The sequence below is a fragment of the Agrobacterium sp. CFBP2214 genome (assembly GCF_030209895.1).
In the GTDB taxonomy this organism is placed as follows: domain Bacteria; phylum Pseudomonadota; class Alphaproteobacteria; order Rhizobiales; family Rhizobiaceae; genus Agrobacterium; species Agrobacterium radiobacter.
Genome location: NZ_JARVRC010000029.1, coordinates 1 through 17,494 on the forward strand (window position 1 = coordinate 1; position 17,494 = coordinate 17,494).

Here is a 17,494-nt window from a genome sequence, read left to right on the forward strand (position 1 = left end):
AAATTTCATGCCTATGGTCAATATACCGTTAAGCCCGAAAATTTGCGACAGGCCCCCTTCTCTTCATCATCATGCATCCCCTCGCGATAAGTTTTTCGACGGCTCAAGTTGAGTTCACCAATAACATATGTCAATATTAAATTGGTAAATGCCTATGAGGAGATTGATATGGCTAGCGTACAAGCTTTTCTTTATGACGCCTTCACTGAAGCGCGTTTCGGCGGGAATACTGCGGGAGTGGTACTGCACTCAGGCATAGATCATGCATCGATGGCGCAGATTGCCGCTGAGTTGAATGCTCCCACCACCGGCTTTGTTCAGGCACTTGCCGACAACACTTGGTCAATCCGATTTTTCACGCCTTCTACAGAAATCGACATGTGCGGGCATGTTCTGATCGGAGTGTTTTCAACTCTCTCCGATTTGGGAGTAATACCAGCCGGAAACTATAGTGTTAAGGCTGTAACCCCCGCAGGCGATCTGCCCGTTGCGGTGTCGCGCCCCGTAGAAGGCAGGCCTTTGATCGAGATGACGCAGCGCCGACCAACTTTCCGGTCCGTAACGGTTCAGAAGTATGACATATGTCAATTTTTGGGGATTCGCCTTGACGACATGCACCCCCATTTGCCAATTGAACTTGTATCGACTGGCCTAACCCATCTAATCATTCCGGTGAGAGACGTTTCGGTTCTCAGTAAGCTTCGACCGCAGTTTGGAACGTTAGGCGAGTTAAGCCAAAGGTTAGGAGCTGACACAGTTCCAGTTATCGCTATGGACGGCTTGGCCGATGATGTCACCGTACGCGTACGGGATTTTTGTCCTGGAATTGGTAACAACGAAGAGGCCGCGTCCGGAACAACAAACGGAGCGACTGCATGCTATCTTGTGCAGCACAAGCAGTTAGTTAGTGGACAGCCTACCATCGTCGTAAATGCAGAACAAGGTGTTGAAATGGGAAGGAAAAGCGTTATTGTCTCGCGCCTGACGTTAAGCAATGCCGGAGATGTTCAAGAGGTGACTGTGGCTGGTCACGCCGTGCCAGTCATGTCTGGAACGTTTCTAACGGGTTGAAATGAATTAAGGCGTTTGTGAACAGATGGTCTCGTCTTTGCAGCAGTACGATCGTGTCGTCTCTTATCTGAAGACGCAAATTGGCGAAGGGGTTGTCGAGGGTAATCATAGGCTGCCGACACAACGTAGCATTTCGAAGACGCTGGGCTTGTCGCTTCCAACTGTTGCTCGCGGTTTCGCTGAGGCAAAGCGTTTGGGCATAATAGAAACCGCAGTGGGACGGGGATCTTTCGCTAAGAGACCCCTCGATCCCGCCAAGGCTGTCCGGATCGATCTGTCATTGAACGCCCCTTCGGCGGCAGTCATCCGACGGGTTTTGGCTCAAGATCTAGAAAGCTTCGCCAGTGAAAAGGGCCTCGAACAGCTAGCGAGCTACAGCTCGCCTTCCGACCAAGCGGATGTCGTGGGAAAGATCACAAACTGGTTGCAAGAGATGGACGTTAAAGTCCAGGCAGATGATATGATCTTGTGCGAGGGGGCGCAGAACGGATTGTTCTTGGCCTTGCAATCCATATGTCGGGCGGGCGACGCTGTGATTTGCGAAGACGTCACCTACCCAGGCTTATTTGCTGTTGCCCGGTCGCTGAACCTGGTCCTAGTGCCTATTGCCACTAGTGCTGCGGGCCCAGATCTCGAGGAGTTCGGCAGAGCCGCTTCGCGCGCTGACGTAAAAGCAGCTTTCTTGATGCCTAGTCTTCAGAACCCGCTCGGTTACACGCTTGATGCAGAGACAAGATTAAAAGTAGTACAAATAGCAAAAGACTCTAACGTGACGATTATTGAGGACGACGTCTATAGAGGATTACTCACTAGTCCTCTGGAACCATTGTTCAATTTTGCCCCGTTCGACACGATCTACATAGGCAGCCTCTCCAAAGTGCTGGCTCCAGGTTTACGCTTGGGCTATGTGTGCGCTAAAGGTCCCAGGCGAGATTCCCTGGCATCTTTAGCTGCCGCGCAGAGGTATTCGATATCGCCGATCAGCCTCAGCTTAACCGCACGTTGGTTCAAACGGGATTTGCACAAGGAAACTTGCACAGCGCATAGGATCGAGATCGAGCGTTTGGCACACGCTTATCAAGCCGTGTTTGGCGCTGCGCCTAACACAAAGGCATACCATCTATGGGTGCCCCTCCAAAACCAGGAGGAAGCCACAGCAGCAATGTTTGCGTTGGCAGCAGAAGGGATTGAAGTACCCTCTACTCAGACATTTTCTGCGGGCTTTAGTCCTTCTTGCTGGGGAGTGCGACTGGCGGTGGGCGCCCTTTCTGCTGACTTAGAAGTTTTCACAAGGATCAAAAAAGCTCTCTCTAGTTCCGCTGCACGTTGGGATTTCACCGTGTGAGCAGACTCAACTGAACGGCGCATAGTAAATGATCTGGCTCGGCATAAACCCCTTCGTTCATCTTGGTCTGGAACGCGCCGTCATTTCGGCCCTTCGAAGTGAACCGGGCGCTTCCCACAAGCAGACATTGCTTTTGGCGTCGTGAAGTCTGCCGGGTATTCCACCATTTGCGTATCGCTACTACTTCGCCAAGCGAAAGGTAGGTTATCCAACACGCCGAATCGGACCCAAGCACTCGCCGACGGCAGTCCTGTTGAGTATCCGTCCGGTGGGGACCGCAGGTAACTCGAGAGCGGGAGTTGTCACGTTATCGAGCGTGGAGTGGTCTTTGTCGCAGGCAGCCTGCTATCAAGCAGCCGCTCCGGTGACGGCCTTCCAGTGCGCCATTGCGCGGATGCGATGAATGTGGGTGGCCAGTGCGGATCGTTTGTGACGTGGGGTGACGAAGAGATTTCGAAGCGCGGAGAAGATCGAGATGAAGCGCTGCAGACTTCCCGGCGATCGGAACCCTTGCATCGTTCGTTCTCGTTTTCGCAGTGGCAGATGGGAATTTTCCGCTCGATTGTTGAGACCCTTGTGGGATCGGTGCTCGACAGCCGGCATAACCTTACGCTTGGCTGCGCCATACGAGCGGAGCTTGTCGGTGATGATCCGCTTGGGCGGCATGCCTGCTTTCTTCAGTAAACTGATGAGCAGTCGCTTGGCAGCCTTCGTATCGCGTCGGCTCTGAACAATCTCGTCGAGAACATAGCCATCTTGATCAAGGGCACGCCAAAGCCAGTGCTTTCTGCCGGCGATGGAAATCACCACCTCATCCAGATGCCAGACATCCTGGCGCGAAGGTCGCCTGCGACGAAGTTGTTTTGCGTAGGCCGGTCCGAATTTCCGACCCCATCGCCGGATCGTTTCATACGAGACGACAACTCCGCGCTCCAGCAGCATTTCCTCGACAAGGCGTAGGCTGAGCGGAAACCTGAAATACAGCCAGACCGCATTCGAGATGATCTGTCGCGGGAAACGGTGGCGCTTGTAGCTAACGGCAGGACTCTTCATCCCACTGTCTTATGCCCAATTCACTGACGCCGCGTTTTTGTGACAACACCCGGTTCTGCTTCTTCCAGATGCCGCCGATTTCGACGCGGCGGTCGCGCGGGGTCTTTGCGAAGAGGCGGTAGACCGGCGCCTTGGTGTTGGTGCTGTCGAACTCCTCGCCGAAGATGTCGAGGTCGTAGGCGACGGATGCGATGTTGCCGGTGAGCGTGTTGTCTGCGTTGAAGCGGATGAAGTTGACGAGATCGGTCATGGAGGTATCTCCTTGGTTTGCGTTGCCGATGGTCACGATCGAGCGGCCGGAAGACAGTCAGCGCAAATGCAAAGCCAATTTGTTGCGGGAACTGCACCCGTAGGGGCGTAGCGTCAGCGAAGCGCTGCTGACAGGCAGGAATTTGTTTCGCGAGGAATGACGTCAGTCAGGGGAAATTCGTGCGTGCCGGCGGTTGCTGTTCGACTGGCCGGCCGCAGTGACCCATCGAGTGAGGCAACGCAATCCAGGGAGAGACTTTGGCGGGGTTCCGGTTTCGTCATATCCGCTTCAATGCAGACAGCATGCCGACGGCGCGGCTGGTTTCCATCGTGACCGTTGATCAACATGCCGGTTTTGAGTGCACCATCGATGTCAGGCGCGACACTATTCGCTCGCTGACGAACCGTCTGGTGAACGCCATGTCCAATGGGAACCATCTGGACGAACAGCATGCCCGGACACCGCCCGCGTCTCATCGGCAACATTCGGCCACGGGACCACAAACACAACATCAAGGTTCGCCTGCAGACGACATGCCGCGGTTTCCATTGTCAGCACTGAACTGCGTCTTCGCCACCTCGGGAAGCCGGGAGCATCATCGCTGCCGTGAGGGGGGCGTTAAACCGGGCGGGCAGGGGAGCGCGAGGGGAAGGGCCGAAGGGGGTTCCTCTCGCCCCTTTGGCAACCTCGTTCGGGCCGACCCGCTCAAATCAGGCGTGGCTTGCCTCACGCTACCCTTCGTGTGGGAGCCATGACCATATCCACATGGATATTCGAGAACGGGCAGTTCAGCGCGCCGCGCTCGTCCTTCTCGATCAGTCCCAATTCGACCAATGCCGCAGCGTCTTCATGAACACGCTTGACGTCCCGGCCCAATCTACGCGCGAGTTCCCGCACACCGACCGTACCGCTTCCCAGAAGAACGTCCAGCAGCTCCCAGCGACGCTCCGTCAATCGCGAGAAAAAAGCGCCTGGGGTCTCAAAATTAAGCGTTTCACCCTGATATTCGCCGCTCTGGATGCCAATCACAGCCCGCTTTCCGGCTGCACGCAATGCTGATTTCCAGTCTGGATTTGTCGTGATGGTCAATGTTCTCATGACTGCCTCCTCTTTTCGACTTCGGACACGAAGTCTTCGATAAGCTGGTCGATTGTGGTAAACCGGTACGGGAATTCCTTCCCGTCCAGATGCATGTGATCACCTTTCCCCCGCTCATTGTCGAACCCGACAACCCGCACACCGTTTTGAATGTAAACCATGCGGTACTTGAACCCATGATCGGTTGGAGGCACAGGCGTTGGCACTTTCCAGACGACGAACTGGACAATGCTTCCGTCCGCCTCGACGCTCTTGTGTTCGGTGATCTTCTGCGCTTTCATGTTGTCCACAATGCCAACGTCCTCCATTGTTGTCAAGTCCGCCAACACTTTGTTGTGGGTTGCCGGTCGCGGCTGGAGACAGAGCTGGCTCGGGAAATTTGAACAGCGGGGATAAGTGGAATTTCTGCCTGACTTCGGCTTAGATGCCGGGAACAGGAGATACCATGACGAGACGACCGCGCCGGAACCACAGCCCGGCTTTCAAGGCGAAGGTGGCACTTGCCGCTATCCGAGGTGAGCAGACGCTGGTGGAGTTGTCCCAGCAGTTCGATGTGCACGCCAACCAGATCAAGCAATGGAAAGACCAGCTCCTTGAGGGGGCGACAGGCGTTTTCGGCGATGAAACCAAGACGGAGCCGGCGGGTCCAACCGTCGATGTCAAAACGCTGCATGCCAAGATCGGCGAGCTGACACTGGAGAACGATTTTTTATCCGGTGCGCTCGGCAAGGCGGGATTGCTGGGCGGAAAGAAATGATCGACCGCGAGCACAAGCTATCCGTCTTGCGTCAGGCGAAGCTTCTCGGCTTCAGCCGTGGAAGCGTCTATTATCTGCCTCGTCCAGTGTCCGACGGCGATCTGGCCTTGATGCGGCGGCGGACGAATGCGTCGCATTCGCTCGGGGATCGACGAACTGCACCTCGACTACCCGTTCGCGGGAAGTCGGATGTTGCAAGGGCTCTTGAGAGGAGAAGGGCTGGAGGCTGGGCGGCTGCACGTCGCCACGCTGATGAAGAAGATGGGCATCGAGGCGATCTATCGTCGCCCGAACACATCGAAACCGGCACCCGGGCACAAAATCTATCCCTACCTCCTGCGAAAGCTGGCGGTCACCCGACCCAACCAGGTCTGGGCGATGGACCTGACCTACATTCCCATGGCGCGGGGCTTCGTCTATCTCTGTGCCGTCGTCGACTGGTTCAGCCGGAAGGTCCTGTCATGGCGGCTGTCGATCACGATGGAAGCGGCCTTCTGCATCGAAGCGGTCGAGGAAGCGCTCGCCCGCTATGGCAAGCCCGACATCTTCAACACGGATCAGGGCTCGCAGTTCACCTCGATGGACTTCACGGCGCTGCTGAAGAAGGCGGAAATCGCCATCTCGATGGATGGCAAGGGCGCTTGGCGGGACAATGTCTTCGTTGAACGCCTCTGGCGGTCGATCAAATATGAGGAGGTCTACCTCCACGCCTACAAGACCGTGTCGGAGGCCCGCATCGGCATTGGCCGATATCTGACTTTTTACAATAGCCGACGCCCACATTCATCCCTTGACCGGCAGACGCCGGATCAGGCCTACTTCAACGCGCTGGCACCAATGATGGTGGCAGCATAATCGAGGCGGAAATCCACTTAACAAAACGCCCGAAACTGTTCAGACAAACCGAGCCACCTCTAACCTGCCGGCCCACAAGGCAGCCGGGGTGCGCGACGCCATCGAGCGCGCGGGCGCCAAACTCATGTTCCTGCCACCCTATAGTCCCGACTTTAATCCCATCGAAAACGCATTCTCGAAATTGAAAGCTATGCTACGGGCTCGGGCGGAGCGGAAAATCGACGCCCTATGGGATGCCGTCGGCACATTGATCCCCCGATTCACATCGGAGGAATGCGCAAACTACTTCAGGGCTGCAGGCTATGACCCGGATTGAACAGGATCTGCTCTAGTGCTCCATGTGAGGTCATGATGCGTCCCAGCATGCTCGCGTTTTGGCATGAGATCGAGCCTCAACCGCCACGCGATTATTAGCAGAACGCGATCCTGATAGGAAAATGAGGGAGGCCAAATTATCATTATCCCCCAGATAGTGTGCATGTTTGAGGCCGACGATTTGATCGACCCTTGATGGAATGAAATGGTGCTATCGCTAGTCGCTGCAGGGCTTCTAAATGATAATCGGCCTATGGAAACGCTTCTTGCTGCGTTTTCGGTAGCCGCAACATAGGGGCGCTCAACGCCGTCAGGCGATGAATCGCGCTTGAGTGTCCGGAAATATGACTGAATTTGGCGGTTAACGTCCTTCCGCAATGGCGGGTGGTCGGGTCATTTTGTACGGCAAATATTGGTAGCCACCGTTCCTTGAAAGGGAACATCACCGCCTTAAGCCTCTTGGAGCAGTCATTGTTTCAAGGGTGATTATGGGAGATAACGGGATGACTGAACGTTTGCGCGATAAAGGAGAGATTTCCGCTCCATCTGTGTCTAGTCCGCTGCAATCAGGTGCTGGGTTTGTCGCTTTTTCGCAGAAAGCACTTACGACGGCGAAAAGAGAACGTCGATATCGTTTCGTCCAGGGATCGTTCCGCGTCACTACGTTGGCGGTCAGCATGGGATTGGCATCGCCGGTATATGCAGAAACAACGATAGTTCCCGGCGGCATAACCTGTTCGCGTCCCGGAACCTCCGGAACCTGGACCTGCCAGGTACCGGCGGCCCCAGGTGTTGGGGGGCATGGCATGGCAACGATTACTGGAATTCGCGAGGGGTCGACATCCAGTGATGTCGATTTGGTACAGCTAAACAGCTGGATCGCCAATAACCTGGGCCAGGGATCGATTGTCGCTGGAGACACCAACTCACGAGCAGGTGCCGGTGCCCTGAGCTTGGGAATGGGTGCGTCCGCTACGGACGCGGGTATCTCCGCCGGTTATCTGGCGGGCTCATCTGCCAGCCCGGGAAACTGGGGGAATATTGCGATTGGTGATCAAGCCGGTCGCTTGGTCAACGGGCAGATCAATATTGCTGTTGGTGCGCAGGCTGGCGTGAGCGTCACTGGTGCAGATAACGTTGCGCTGGGTTTCGCGTCAGGTATGGGGGTCATAGGCAACGCAAATTTTGCCGCAGGAGGAAATTCGGGTCAACGGATCCAGGGTGACTATAATACCGCACTGGGTAACCAGGCTGGGGTCGACGTCGAGGGTAGCGGAAACTTGGCCATAGGTCCTTTGTCGGGGACCGCAGTCAAAGGAAATATGAATGTCGCTTTAGGCTGGTTGGCGGGTTCGGATATTGTGGCTGACAGATCTGTGTCGATAGGATCTGAAGCCTATGGTGGCGCTAATGGTGCTATCGCGGTGGGATCCGGTTCAATTGCTACGGGTGTCGATGCAGTCGCTGTGGGTCGTGGCGCGCGAGTCTCTGGCGCGAAAAGCGTAGCGCTCGGTGCTGATTCTGTCGCTGAAGCGGCGATCGGCACGGCGGGGGTTACCATTCGCGGAAGAGACTATGTGTTCGCGGGTACGCAGCCATCAGGAACGGTGTCAGTCGGGTCAGTGGGGGGAGAGCGAACCATCACCAATGTCGCGGCTGGTCGTATCTCGGCGACATCCACGGATGCGATTAACGGGTCCCAGTTATCTGCAACTAATGAAGCCCTCGAAGCGGTTGAAGGGACGATCGGTCAGTTGGATGAATTTGCCGTTAAGTACGACAAGAAAGATGACGGCACCAAGTCAAACACTGTGACACTCACTGGCGGCGATCCAAACCAACCGGTTGTCCTTTCTAATGTAGCCGCAGGCAAGGCGAATAGCGACGCGGTGAATGTATCCCAGTTGAATGAGGGAATAGCGATGACACTTAATAATTCCTACAAGTACACCGATGACCGTATGAACAATTCCATCCAAGCGGCGAACGCCTACACTGACCAGAAATTCAGTGAACTTAATTCATCCATTCATGAGGCGCGAGGCGAAGCTCGTCAGGCGGCGGCGGTCGGCCTTGCAGCGGCGTCTCTTCGTTATGACGATCGACCGGGCAAGTTAAGTCTGGCCGCCGGCGGCGGTTTCTGGCGGGGAGAGGGCGCTCTCGCATTTGGTGCAGGTTACACCAGCGAAGACGGGAAATTCCGAACTAACCTGGCGGGATCGACGGCGGGGGGAGACTGGGGGGTTAGTGCCGGCGTCAGCATCACATTGAACTGATGGTCGCGGTGAAAAAAACTGCAGGGCTCCTGTTGATGCTAGCTGCCTCAACAACACCGCAAGGCCTTAGTGCAACTGAGCAGAACCGCGTCGCGCAGTTCTTCGTCAAACCGTCCGATGTCCAAGTTCCGAGGGGCTTGGACTGGGGGCAGTATAGGAGAATTGTGCAGCCGTTCGAGAATTGGACGCTGATCTGCGATGAAGACCTGAAAAAAAAAGAGAAGGTTTGCAACATTAGTCAGACGATCATCGATCGGTTCAACAAGCAAGTTTTCAGCTGGTCATTGGCAGCGACCAGAGACGGCGCTCCAATGATGATCCTGAGAGCCCCCTCAGGGACAAATACTCGGGTTCCGCTTCGGGTGATATTCCCCGGTCGCGAAAAGCCAGTCCTGGTAGACTACAGGGGATGCGATGAGCTTGTTTGTATTGCCATAATGGCCGTTGGGGCTATAGCCCGGGAGCATATCGGACGGTCATCGGATTTGTCCTTCATTTATGCTCTGGACGTCGGGCGTCAGGTCACGGTTTCCGCGCCTTTACAAGGCCTGAAGTCTGCACTTGAGGCAATTCGGTGAGTTAGATGCAGCACTTGGTCGAAATGTAGGCTACGTGCCGACGACTAGCTATGGGTTGATCATGCGGTTCGTGGATTGGCTGAGAGGGGAAAATGGAATTTGTAAGGCGACTTAGCACTACTTTGGCAGAATTGGATTTCCGGTTTTAAAGAGACGTTCGCAGTGCGGACATCGGATGTTTGCTGTCGGTAGGGCAAGGGCGTCGATGACCGCTCGCCGCACAGCCGGTAAGGTCGGCTCAGGTGGTCCACGACGAATTCGTCGCTTCTTTTTTTCCCCTCGCTACAGTCTGCAATCGGGCCTGTCGCAAACATTTTCGGAGGGCGCGATTACCCCCTCCGCATCTTCATTTTCATGCTTTATTAACTTTTTGCAGCCCGAAGAGGCGCGCAAGCCAATCGTTCTGGTCGTTGACAGTCCAGCCGCCGGAAAAGCCAAAGCCTTTCCTCAACCACAGCATCGCCTCGAAACCCGCGATGGTTCGCCGCGCCGTGTTGAAGGATTGGAAGCCACCGATCTTTGGCATGTTCTTCTTTACCCGGAAATGGTCACTTTCGATGCCTTGCTGGAGGTGTTTGGTGGGTGATGTCAGGTTAATCGGGACGAGTGCGCATCCGGCAGGGTCGGAGTGATCATGCGGCTGTCCCGGCCACGCCCTTCCAGTGTGCGATCGCCCTGAGGCGATGCAGGTGGACGTCGATGGCTGTATGTTTCGAACCGGTTGGGGCGAACAAGTTTCGGACCGCGGAGAAGACGGTGACGAAAAGTTGCAACGCGCCCGGCGAGCGGAACCGCTGCATCACCCGCTCTCGTTTTCGCAGCGGCAGATGCGAGTTTTCGGCCCGGTTGTTCAACCCCTTGTGTGATCGATGCTCGACCGTGGGCATGATTTGACGCCGTGCAGCGCCGTAAGAGCGAAGCTTGTCGGTGACGATACGCTTCGGGGGGCATCCCTGCTTCTTCATCAGCCGGACCAGCAGGCGCTTGGCAGCCTTGGTGTTGCGACGAGCCTGGACGATTTCGTCGAGTACATAGCCATCCTGGTCGACAGCCCGCCAGAGCCAATGTTTCCGCCCGCCGATCGTCACGACCACCTCGTCCAGATGCCAGATGTCGCGCGGGCTTGGCGGTTTGCGACGCAAGCGACCGGCATATTCTGGGCCGAATTTCTTCGCCCAACAGCGGATCGTCTCATAGGAAACGACGATGCCGCGTTCCAGCAGCATCTCTTCGACCAGGCGCAGGCTCAGCGGAAATCGGAAATACAGCCAGACTGCATAGGCGATCACAGAACGCGGGAAACGGTGGCGCTTGTAGCTGACAGGACTCTGGCTCATGACGGCGGGATAGTCGCAAAATCTCACCGGCAGTTTAACCTGACATCACCGCGGCAAGTGCCACCTTCGCCTTGAAAGCCGGGCTGTGGTTCCGGCGCGGTCGTCTCGTCATGGTATCTCCTGTTCCCGGCATCTAAGCCGAAGTCAGGCAGAAATTCCACTTATCCCCGCTGTTCAAATTTCCCGAGCCAGCTCTCTGCTCTAGCCGCGCAGCGGCGCTGTTGCGGTTGGCTGCCACCACGATCGGGCGAAGTGACACCGCGCTTGGTGCGTTTTACCGACGGTTGGCAGGGCGCATCGGCAAGCAGAAGGCAGTGACAGCGACGGCGCGGAAGATTGCAGTCCTTCTGTGGTTGCCGCCCGTAATGCAAGAAGTTTCTGAACCATTGGGTGTGATCGAGTGCGGTCTTCTGTCAGGCCTTTAAATGCGGCACTTTAGAAGCCGCTGGCCGATATGGTGATCAGCGGATCAGGTCCAAATCTATTCAGCGAGCTGATTGGCTCTATGCCCCGAACTGGTTTTCCTGATCCAGATCTGTTCGATCATTTTGCCCATATGGGTCGTCGACTTTCTCACACCTCCGTCACCGGCTCTAAACTACCTTGTGCCACACCTCTGTCACGCAGCAGCAGTCTGTGCCGGGTTCTGATAATCCTTGCCTGTTGTCAGCATGGCCCAGATCGCTCTGGCCATTTTGTTCGCGAGCGCGATAGCCACAAGCATTCTCGGTTTCCTGGCCAGCATTCCAGATAGCCAAGACCTTTCCAGGATCGTTCTCCGCCCGAGCCAGTTCAAGCGCGACATCGCTCCCATGATCAAAAGCCGGCGTATATCGGCTTGTCCGGCCTTTGATATTCGTCCGAGCCGCTCCTTTCCTCCTGACGAATGCTGCCGTGGCACCAGGCCTAACCAAGCCGCGAAGTCTCGCCCACGCCGAAAGCTTTCCATGGGTGGAGCAAACGCTTCAACGGCCAACGCGCTCATTGGTCCAATGCCCGGCATTGTTTGCAAACGGCGTGCTGTGTCAGTCAGTGATGCCAGAGCGCCGATCTGTTTTGTCTTCACCTCGATCCGTTGCGTCTTCTCGGCGATCTGCAGCAGAAGATCGCGGCATTCGTCGCGAACCAGTTCTGGCAGATCGCTGTTCTCAGCCTCAACCATCGCCTCAATCCGCGTAAGCTGCCCAATGCCCGGAGGAATTGGATGCCCGAACTCGTAGAGGGCTGATCGCAATGCGTTTACCAACTCAGTACGCTGACGTACAAGTCGTTCTCTCCCACGAAAAAGAAGCGCCTGTGCCTGCTGCTCCTCGAGCTTCGGCGTAACGAAGCGCATCCCAGGTCGCTGTGCGGCTGTGACAATCGCTTCGGCATCCGCGGCATCGTTCTTCTGACGCTTCACGAACGGACGAACGTACTGTGGCGCTATCAGCCGTACTTCATGACCGAGTTTCGTCATCTCGCGTGACCAGTAATGAGCACTCCCGCACGCCTCCATCACGACGATCGAAGCGCCTTGCCCGGCCATAAATCTGCGAAAATGCTGCCGGGATAGCTTCCGCCGGAACTTCACCTCTCCGCAAAGCAAAGCTCCGTGAACCTGAAAAACGTTCTTCGCCAGATCGATCCCAATCATCGTGTCGTATGTCATGCTGCCATCCTTCCACCCGTTGGATTTAACCCGACCATCCTCTGACAGAACGTGCCGGGTGGGTAGAGCGGCAACCACGCCATCTATTCATTTCGCCACAATGGCAGAGCCCAAATTGAGTGCGGATTTCAGTAGTTGCGTCATCGTGGTGAACGTCAAAATGGGGTTATGGCGAACTCTGGTGGCGGGGCGACAGCGATAACTCGGAAACGTCTGACTTCCGCGCGGACAACGGTATGCGCCCCTCTTGAGGCCCGAGCCGATTGTAACGGTATCGGACCTTTTATTGATACCGGTCGGCAAGGGAGTTCTGCTTAAGGCATCGCAGCGAGGTCCGGTATACATCGCCGCACCATTTCGTGGGACCCATTGGTTGCGCCGTGACCAATAGCCCACCTGCTGATCTTACAGGCGACTCTGTTACAATCGATATAGTCGCTCGGCGTTGTCGTGGAAAAGTGCCGAGCGTTCCGATGCCGAATAGCCCGCTGTGATATCCTTGAAAGCGTTCCATATCGCGTCATAGCTCGAGAACAGCTTGTCGACAGGGAAATTTGAGGCGAACATCGCCCTCTCGACCCCGAAGGCGGCGATTGCCTCCTCGACATAGGGGCGAATACTTTCAGTGGTCCAGGTCCAGTCACCCATGCCGAGGCCCGAGATCTTGCAGGCGACGTTTGGCGCCTGCGCAAGCGTCTTCATGGCTTTGCTCCAGCCGTCGAAATGCGCGGGGCCGTCGACCTGCATGCCGGTATGGTTGAGAATGATTTGGACGTCTGGGAAATCGCGGGCGAGTTCGAGAAACTCTTCCATCTGCCAGTAGTAGAGCTGCAGGTCGAAGCTCAGGCCCCGTCGGGCAAGCTCCCGGAAACCGCGTCGCCATTCCGGCGTGCGGCTGACTTCGGTTTCCGTCAGATAGGTCTTAGCGGGGTCCTTATGAAAGTTCATGGATTGGCGGATACCGCGGAAGTTGGCGTATTGCCCGTGCTCATCGAGCAGTCTTCCGACATCCGGCTTGCGCAGGTCGGCATAACCGACGATGCCGTGCGGAAATCCATGCCGGTCCGCGATGCTCTGCAGCCAGCGGGTTTCACCCGCCGGATCCGCCGGATCATATCCGACGTCGAGATGCACGGCTTTGACCAGGTTCTGTCCGCTGGCATCGGCCAGGAAATCATCGATCAGGTAGGTCTTGTTGATGGCGGTATAATCGCCGAATGCCGACGGCTTCACACCGTTGGACAGCCAGGGATAGTAGCCGTTCTCGAGGTCCCAGAGATGGAAATGCGGGTCGATGATGGGAAAATCTTCCATGGTGGCTTCCAGTGATCGTGATCGGGTGGACAATCGGGGTGCCCGTTTCAGCACGGACACCCCCGTCGACTATCAGTTGGCTGGCGGGAAAACGCGCGCGATGACGGCCTTGGCCTCCGGTGAATCAACCTTGTCGGCGGTGACCAGCGGCATGACCAGTGCCAGATCCTTCTCGACGGCTGCACCCGTCAGCGCATTGTAGACCTGTTGCGTTCCGTCGATACCCTGGCCGACGGCTTCCTGGAAGAAAATGCCCTGGATGGCGTTTGCTTTCAGCAATCCGATGGTGGTCGGGCTGCCGTCGGCGACGGCGATGCCCACCTTACCGGTCAGCCCGCGCGTCTCCAGAACCTTGGCCGCCCCGGTACCCGCCTCGTCATACATGCCATAAATGGCCTTAATATCGGGATGGGCGGTCAGCATGTCGTTTGCCTGGGTGACCGCCTCGTTGATCGTCAGGCCGCGTGTCTCCAGCATCTGCGCGAGATCGCAGCCATCCGCCTTGAAGGCTTCCTCGGCTCCCTTGAGGTATTTCTGGGCGTTCTCACGATCCTGGGGCAGGGATAGCATGCCCACCTGGTTGCCGCCGCGCTCCTTTGCGAGCTTGCAGACGAAGCTGCCTTGCGCCTTGCCCGTCTCGTAATTGTTGGCGGTAACCGAAGATGTGTAGTCGGTCTGTCCCGGCTGCGGACCGATGCCGGCAAAGGCGATCGGGATATTCTGAGATTTCAGGTATGCCAGCAGCGGTGGCGTGCTGGTCGAGCTGACCGGCCCGATCACGATCGCATCGACACCTTTCGTCACGGCCGTGCGGGCATTGTCCATCTGCTTGGCCGGCGAGTTTTCGGACGTGAGCTCGACATAGTCCATGCCGAGTTCCTCTGCCTTCTGCTTGACGCCGTAGCCAACCCACTGCCAGTAGGAGATGTCGAGCGACGGCGCGAGATAGGCGACCGTCTTTTTCTCCTGCGCGTGCGCCACGCCCGCGCCAAGTGCCATCGCGACAACAACCGTCGCCAGCGTGGCATGTCTATGCAGACTGTTTTTCATTTCTTCCTCCTCCACGATGCCAGCACTGTACCGGCCTTTCTTCATCCGGCTCCCCGCCGGGATTTGCTGAAACGATCGATCAGGACGGCGATCAGGATCGCCACGCCGGTGACCGAGCCCTGCCAGAAGCTGTTGATGCCGATCAGATTGACGCCGTTCTGAATGACCGTGATCATCAGGGCGCCAAGCACCGCGCCGACCGCCGTGCCTGTTCCACCGAGAAGACTTGCCCCGCCGATCACGACCGCGGCGATCCCCTGCAGCATAAGGCTGGAGCCTGCTGTCGATTCTGCGTTCAGAATGTAGGAAATCGTCAGTAGCCCGGAAAACGAGGCGAGAAGCGACGAGGCGACGTAGGCAAAGAATGTCGTGCGCTTCACGGGGATGCCGAGCAGATGGGCCGCCGCCGCACTACTACCAACGGCATAGAACCAGCGTCCGGCCACGATCTTCTTCAGAAAAAGCTCGATCACCACCAGTAGCACGATGCAGAACATAATGTAGTTGGGCATGCCGGGAACGAGGCTGCCGCTGTTCAGAAGCCAGAAGTCGGGATCGCCGATGGGCATGGAGCGGCCATTGGTGACGATGAAGGCGAGGGAGCCCGCGACAGCGAAGGTGATGAGCGTGACGACGAAGGGGGCAAGCCCGGCGATGGTGACGAGAAATCCGTTGATCGAACCGAACACAAGCCCAACGGACAGTCCGATTAAACTTGCCTCCAAGCCGTCGAAACCGTAGGCCATCGCCTGGGCTGTGACCATGCCCGTCAACGAGAAGACCGACCCGACCGAAAGGTCGATGCCGCCGGTGATAACCACGAGGAGAACCCCGAGCGACATGATGATCAGCGGCGCGCCCGCCTGGGTGATATTGGCAAAATTGCCCCAGCTCAAAGCCTGGGGAACCTGCGATCCAACGGCGAGCGCCAGAACGATGATGGCAATCGCGATTGCGATCTCGGTCCGGTAGGATCCGATGATGCTTTCCCTGTGTCGAATCTGAAATGCCGTCTGTTTTGGGTCCGCCGACGCCTGGGTCGTATTCTCTGTCATGCTGCCATTCCCGTGAGTTCCGCGAGCCTGTCCTCGCTCAGGTCTTCATTCTCGATCACCCCGGCGCAGCGGCCTTGCGAATCGAATGCCATGACGCGGTCGCAGACCTCGAGCAGTTCGGCATTCTCGGTCGACCACCAGACGATGACGGTCCCGCTCGCCGCCATCTGCCGGATAAGCTGATAGATTTCCCGCTTGGTACCGATATCGACGCCGCGGGTGGGCTCTTCCAGGACGAGCAGCCTGGAGGGCAGTCCCAGCCAGCGGGCAAGCAGCAGCTTCTGCTGCGTGCCACCGCTAAGCGTGCTGGGGAGATTCCAGATCGAGGCGGCTTTCACCTTGAGTGCCTGCATCAGGTCGAGACATTCCGTCCGTTCATGCGCACCGGTCAGCATGCTGCCGCGGACGACACGCCGGGACGCAAGGACATTGTCGACAATGGGCAGGCTGTGCAGGATTCCCTTGTGGGAACGATCGCCGGTGATGAAGCCGGAGCCGAGCCTGGCGGCCTGACGCGGAGAACTGAAACTGCCCGGCCAGGACGCATGGGATACCGTCCAGCGTCTGGACCGCGCCGCCCCGACCAGCGTTGCGATGAGCGTCGAAGGGCCTGTCGGCGCACCGGCGACACCGAGAATGGTCCCCGGCTTGAGATCGAGACTGAAATCGCTTTCCCGTATGGTCAATGCGTCGCCGTTAAAGGCGCGTCGCGTCGGGGCCTTGCGCTCCGGCGTATGGGAGGTCGCCGCCTGACCCATCTTCTCGATTATATCCGCATCCGTCAGGCTGGTGGTCGCGGCGCGATCGACGACGGTGCGTCCATCACGGATGATGGTGCAGACATTGGCTATCTCGCGGATTTCCTTCATGCGGTGGGAGACGAAGACGACCGACAGCCCGCCCTCCCGGGTAAGCCGTCGCACCACCATGAAAAGCCGTTCCGTTTCCTGGGCGGTCAGATTGGCCGTCGGCTCGTCCAGCAGGATAAGCTCGGCGCCCGAGGCGAGCGCGCGGGCAATCTCGACCATCTGTCCCTCGTGCAGGCTCAGATCGCCGACGAGCCGCTGGAGAGACGTTCCCGCAAACTCACGGTCGATCATCGCGAGGGCATCGTAGGCCTGCCGGGCCGCACGCTTTCTGTTGAACAGGGCGGCGCCATGGACGAAGTAGGGAAGGGCGATGTTTTCGGCGACGCTCAGATGCGGCAAAAGGGCCAGCTCCTGATGCACGACGGCAATCTTCCTTCGGCCTTCGGTTTCTGTTCGAAGCTCTCCCGAGGGGCCACGAAACACGATGTCGCCGGCATCTTTTGCAGCTGACCCGGTGATGATCCGGATCATCGTCGATTTGCCCGCGCCATTGCCCCCCAGCAGGGCATGCACCTCACCGCGATCGACGGAGAAATCCACCCCCTTCAGGACAGATGTTGCGCCATAGGCCTTAGTTAGTCCGCTGACTGAAAGGACGATTTGACGTGTCGCGCCCATGT

The 17,494-nt window shown here is 57.2% G+C and carries 12 protein-coding genes and 5 pseudogenes; 7 read left to right on the forward strand and 10 right to left on the reverse strand.

Annotated elements, in window-relative coordinates:
• Positions 1-168: 168 nt before the first annotated feature.
• Entirely contained in the window at positions 169-1,071 is a 903-nt protein-coding gene (locus QRN60_RS26120; RefSeq protein ID WP_111785474.1) for a PhzF family phenazine biosynthesis protein, read from the forward strand.
• Positions 1,072-1,096: 25 nt separating this feature from the next.
• Complete coding sequence (locus QRN60_RS26125) at positions 1,097-2,416, forward strand: aminotransferase-like domain-containing protein (protein ID WP_111785473.1); 1,320 nt, start codon at positions 1,097-1,099, stop codon at positions 2,414-2,416.
• A 348-nt stretch (positions 2,417-2,764) separates the two neighbouring features.
• On the opposite strand, the pseudogene QRN60_RS26130 reads toward QRN60_RS26125, so the two are convergent.
• From QRN60_RS26130 to QRN60_RS26145, 3 genes and pseudogenes are all read right to left on the reverse strand, one after another.
• A pseudogene (locus QRN60_RS26130) lies at positions 2,765-3,488 on the reverse strand (IS6 family transposase).
• Positions 3,489-4,445: 957 nt separating this feature from the next.
• Positions 4,446-4,817 (reverse strand): HVO_A0114 family putative DNA-binding protein, encoded by a 372-nt coding sequence (locus tag QRN60_RS26140; protein ID WP_111785469.1) that lies wholly within the window; start codon positions 4,815-4,817, stop codon positions 4,446-4,448.
• Complete coding sequence (locus tag QRN60_RS26145; protein WP_306966859.1) at positions 4,814-5,125, reverse strand: toxin-antitoxin system TumE family protein; 312 nt, start codon at positions 5,123-5,125, stop codon at positions 4,814-4,816. The genes QRN60_RS26140 and QRN60_RS26145 overlap by 4 nt, the downstream gene beginning before the upstream one ends.
• Positions 5,126-5,262: 137 nt before the next feature.
• Here QRN60_RS26145 and QRN60_RS26150 point away from each other — a divergent pair.
• The 4 genes and pseudogenes from QRN60_RS26150 to QRN60_RS26165 all read left to right on the forward strand — a co-directional run bounded on the left by QRN60_RS26150 (position 5,263) and on the right by QRN60_RS26165 (position 9,598).
• A pseudogene (locus QRN60_RS26150) lies at positions 5,263-6,429 on the forward strand (IS3 family transposase).
• A 61-nt stretch (positions 6,430-6,490) separates the two neighbouring features.
• Positions 6,491-6,745, forward strand: a pseudogene (locus QRN60_RS26155) (transposase); the annotation flags it as partial.
• A 502-nt stretch (positions 6,746-7,247) separates the two neighbouring features.
• Positions 7,248-9,020: a YadA-like family protein gene (locus QRN60_RS26160; protein ID WP_236760350.1), complete on the forward strand. Its 1,773-nt coding sequence runs from the start codon at positions 7,248-7,250 to the stop codon at positions 9,018-9,020.
• Positions 9,021-9,028: 8 nt separating this feature from the next.
• Positions 9,029-9,598 carry an invasion associated locus B family protein gene (locus QRN60_RS26165; protein WP_284767281.1) on the forward strand — a complete coding sequence of 190 codons (570 nt, stop codon included), beginning with the start codon at positions 9,029-9,031 and terminating at the stop codon, positions 9,596-9,598.
• A 352-nt stretch (positions 9,599-9,950) separates the two neighbouring features.
• On the opposite strand, the pseudogene QRN60_RS26170 reads toward QRN60_RS26165, so the two are convergent.
• Both QRN60_RS26170 and QRN60_RS26175 read right to left on the reverse strand, forming a co-directional pair.
• Positions 9,951-10,178, reverse strand: a pseudogene (locus QRN60_RS26170) (DDE-type integrase/transposase/recombinase); the annotation flags it as partial.
• Positions 10,179-10,230: 52 nt separating this feature from the next.
• A complete protein-coding gene (locus QRN60_RS26175; protein ID WP_111785219.1) occupies positions 10,231-10,935 on the reverse strand; it encodes an IS6 family transposase in 705 nt (234 codons plus the stop codon).
• 203 nt (positions 10,936-11,138) lie between these two features.
• On the opposite strand from QRN60_RS26175, the pseudogene QRN60_RS26185 reads away from it, so the two are divergent.
• Positions 11,139-11,288, forward strand: a pseudogene (locus QRN60_RS26185) (IS110 family transposase); the annotation flags it as partial.
• Between the two features lie 266 nt (positions 11,289-11,554).
• Here QRN60_RS26185 and QRN60_RS26190 read toward each other — a convergent pair.
• The 5 genes from QRN60_RS26190 to QRN60_RS26210 all read right to left on the reverse strand — a co-directional run bounded on the left by QRN60_RS26190 (position 11,555) and on the right by QRN60_RS26210 (position 17,492).
• A complete protein-coding gene (locus QRN60_RS26190) occupies positions 11,555-12,586 on the reverse strand; it encodes an IS110 family RNA-guided transposase (RefSeq protein WP_111785218.1) in 1,032 nt (343 codons plus the stop codon).
• A gap of 420 nt (positions 12,587-13,006) precedes the next feature.
• Positions 13,007-13,900: an amidohydrolase family protein gene (locus QRN60_RS26195; protein WP_111785217.1), complete on the reverse strand. Its 894-nt coding sequence runs from the start codon at positions 13,898-13,900 to the stop codon at positions 13,007-13,009.
• A gap of 72 nt (positions 13,901-13,972) precedes the next feature.
• Complete coding sequence (locus QRN60_RS26200; protein ID WP_111785223.1) at positions 13,973-14,950, reverse strand: substrate-binding domain-containing protein; 978 nt, start codon at positions 14,948-14,950, stop codon at positions 13,973-13,975.
• Positions 14,951-14,991: 41 nt separating this feature from the next.
• On the reverse strand, positions 14,992-16,005 hold the full coding sequence (locus QRN60_RS26205; protein WP_111791809.1) for an ABC transporter permease: 1,014 nt from the start codon (positions 16,003-16,005) through the stop codon (positions 14,992-14,994).
• Positions 16,002-17,492, reverse strand: coding sequence for a sugar ABC transporter ATP-binding protein (locus tag QRN60_RS26210; protein ID WP_111785215.1), 1,491 nt, complete (start codon positions 17,490-17,492; stop codon positions 16,002-16,004). The genes QRN60_RS26205 and QRN60_RS26210 overlap by 4 nt, the downstream gene beginning before the upstream one ends.
• Positions 17,493-17,494: the final 2 nt, after the last annotated feature.

Coding starts and splice junctions, on each gene's coding strand:
- QRN60_RS26120 (WP_111785474.1), top strand. CDS start 169: ATGGCTAGCGTACAAGCTTTTCTTTATGACGCCTTCACTGAAGCGCGT.
- QRN60_RS26125 (WP_111785473.1), top strand. CDS start 1,097: ATGGTCTCGTCTTTGCAGCAGTACGATCGTGTCGTCTCTTATCTGAAG.
- QRN60_RS26140 (WP_111785469.1), bottom strand. CDS start 4,817: ATGAGAACATTGACCATCACGACAAATCCAGACTGGAAATCAGCATTG.
- QRN60_RS26145 (WP_306966859.1), bottom strand. CDS start 5,125: ATGGAGGACGTTGGCATTGTGGACAACATGAAAGCGCAGAAGATCACC.
- QRN60_RS26160 (WP_236760350.1), top strand. CDS start 7,248: ATGACTGAACGTTTGCGCGATAAAGGAGAGATTTCCGCTCCATCTGTG.
- QRN60_RS26175 (WP_111785219.1), bottom strand. CDS start 10,935: ATGAGCCAGAGTCCTGTCAGCTACAAGCGCCACCGTTTCCCGCGTTCT.
- QRN60_RS26190 (WP_111785218.1), bottom strand. CDS start 12,586: ATGACATACGACACGATGATTGGGATCGATCTGGCGAAGAACGTTTTT.
- QRN60_RS26195 (WP_111785217.1), bottom strand. CDS start 13,900: ATGGAAGATTTTCCCATCATCGACCCGCATTTCCATCTCTGGGACCTC.
- QRN60_RS26200 (WP_111785223.1), bottom strand. CDS start 14,950: ATGAAAAACAGTCTGCATAGACATGCCACGCTGGCGACGGTTGTTGTC.
- QRN60_RS26205 (WP_111791809.1), bottom strand. CDS start 16,005: ATGACAGAGAATACGACCCAGGCGTCGGCGGACCCAAAACAGACGGCA.
- QRN60_RS26210 (WP_111785215.1), bottom strand. CDS start 17,492: ATGGGCGCGACACGTCAAATCGTCCTTTCAGTCAGCGGACTAACTAAG.